Here is a 2,121-nt window from a genome sequence, read left to right on the forward strand (position 1 = left end):
GGCGACCAGATCGCCACCTTCCACGCCGTGGGCGTGGTCTGACACCAGGCCCTTCTGGTCAGGGAGACGACCATGTGCCCCGTCGTTGTCCTGAAAGCGCCGGCACCAGAGGGCGTTGTCGATCACGCCGCCTACGTGGCGCGCGGCGGTTATCGGCTGCTCAAGCGCTGTGTGGCCGGTGAGCTCGACGTCGAGATGGTGTTGCGCAGCGTGGGTGAAAGCGGACTGTTTGGCGCGCAAGGGCCGGCGGCAATGGAGTGGGAGCGCGTGCACCGCGAGCCCACGCCGCGGCTGATGGAGGCGTGCGCAGGGCAGGACGAGCGCAGCGGCGGCGACCGTGTGCTGCTGCAGCGCAACCCGCATCGCTGTTTCGAAGGCCTGTTGATTGCGGCTTGGGCGATGGGCGCATCGCACTTGCGCTTGATGCTGGTGCGCGGCGGCCATGCCGCGTTGCAGGCCATGCTGGCTGCGGAGTTGGTGAAGCTGCGCAGGCGCAGGCCCTACCCTGGCATGCCCGACATCGTGCTGGGTTGCTGCGATACACAACCTCGGTTTGAAGCCGGCATCTCCAGGCTGCGCCAGGGCATCGAAACGCTCTACTGGGTGCCGGATATTCTGGATGGCGGCGCTGAATGGTTTGCTGCGCAACGGATGCGGCCCAGGATGGAATTTGCCTGATCCTGACTGCCCAGCCATGAAACCCTCGGTTCTCAAACGACGGGGCGGAGCGCCTGGAGACGCAGTGGGCCGGGCCGGCGCTGGCTAGCATGTATGCGATGCTGATGCGCCGTGGATACCAGCCACGGATGTGCGAGGCCGGGGTTTTTGGCGGCGGCAACATGTTCCCCGGGTACCAAGGTGGTCCTGACGTCGGTGCGGCGAATGTTGCATGGGTCATGGACCGGCTTGCCGCCGACGGTGTGCGCGTGACGCACGTGGACGTGGGCGGCACCTGCTACCGAAAGCTGGATTGGACGGTGGGCGCCCGGAGCGTACGGGTGCAGTCCGTGCCGCTGGAAAATGGCTTCGTGGGCGTGCGTGCGCCGGTAGGGAGACGGTGGTGAGTATCGGCGTGTTTGTCGTGGACGATTCCGCGTTGGTCAGGCAGACGGTTGCATTCCTGCTGCAGGACCATGCCGAGTTGACAATTCTCGGCAGTGCCCCGAACCCCGTTCTGGCCGAGCCCATGATTCGCAAGTTGAATCCGAACGTGCTCTTGCTGGACGTCGAGATGCCGGGCATGGATGGGCTGACGTTCCTGCGGAAGATGATGGAGGTCATGCCCATCCCCACCGTGGTTTTCAGCACGCTGGCAACCGAGGGCAGCAAGGTGGCCTTGGAGGCGCTAGCCTTGGGCGCCGTGAGCGTGTTGGCCAAGCCGCGTCTGGGCTTGCGCCAGTACATAGAGGCATCTCGCCGTGAGCTCGTGCTGGCCTTGAAGACGGCGGCGCAGAGCCATCCGCGCGCGGGCCGCATTGCCAGGCCGGCGCAGGCGAGGCAAGCGGTGTCGCCCGTGCTTCACGCGCTCAGCGTCAACAAGCCCGTCGTCTTGGGCAGCAGCACGGGAGGGACGCAGGCGATCGAGCAGATTCTCACGGCGCTGCCTGCCGATGCGCCTGCCATGGCCATCGTGCAGCACATGCCTGAGAAGTTCACTGCGCTGTTTTCGCAGCGTGTGAACGAGCTGTGTGCCATGTCGGTTCGCGAAGCCCGCCATGGCGACCGCATGCAGCGCGGTACCGTGCTCATTGCGCCCGGCGGCAAGCACCTGTCATTGCGCAAGGCGGGTGGGCAGTACTATGCAGTGGTCACCGACGGTCCCACCGTCAATCGCCACAAGCCTTCCGTAGACGTGCTGTTTCGCAGCGCAGCCGAATGTGCGGGTGCGGATGTCTTGGCCATTTTGCTGACCGGCATGGGCGATGACGGCGCTCGCGGCATGAAGGTGCTGCACGATGGCGGTGGGCGCACGATTGCCCAGGACGAGGCCTCCTGCGTCGTCTTCGGCATGCCCAAGGAAGCCATCAAGCTCGGCGCCGTGGACGCCGTGTTGCCCCTGGACGCGATGGTCGAGGCGATCCTGCAGTTTGACGCGCGGGGCTGAGGCTCGCGGCGCTAGGG

2 protein-coding genes and 1 pseudogene are annotated in these 2,121 nt (G+C 65.8%); all 3 read left to right on the forward strand.

From position 1 onward, the window contains the following. The first annotated feature begins 72 nt into the window (after positions 1 to 72). The 3 genes and pseudogenes from ALA01S_RS30850 (at position 73) to ALA01S_RS30855 (ending at position 2,104) form a co-directional block, all read left to right on the forward strand. Positions 73 to 678: a hypothetical protein gene (locus ALA01S_RS30850; RefSeq protein ID WP_157119431.1), complete on the forward strand. Its 606-nt coding sequence runs from the start codon at positions 73 to 75 to the stop codon at positions 676 to 678. A gap of 50 nt (positions 679 to 728) precedes the next feature. Next, positions 729 to 1,064 (forward strand): annotated as a pseudogene (locus ALA01S_RS34525) (hypothetical protein); the annotation flags it as partial. Next, entirely contained in the window at positions 1,061 to 2,104 is a 1,044-nt protein-coding gene (locus tag ALA01S_RS30855; RefSeq protein ID WP_307189781.1) for a protein-glutamate methylesterase/protein-glutamine glutaminase, read from the forward strand. The pseudogene ALA01S_RS34525 and the gene ALA01S_RS30855, both read left to right, overlap by 4 nt. The last annotated feature ends 17 nt before the right edge of the window (positions 2,105 to 2,121 follow it).

The organism is Azohydromonas lata NBRC 102462 (assembly GCF_001571085.1).
In the GTDB taxonomy this organism is placed as follows: Bacteria; Pseudomonadota; Gammaproteobacteria; order Burkholderiales; family Burkholderiaceae_C; genus Azohydromonas; species Azohydromonas lata.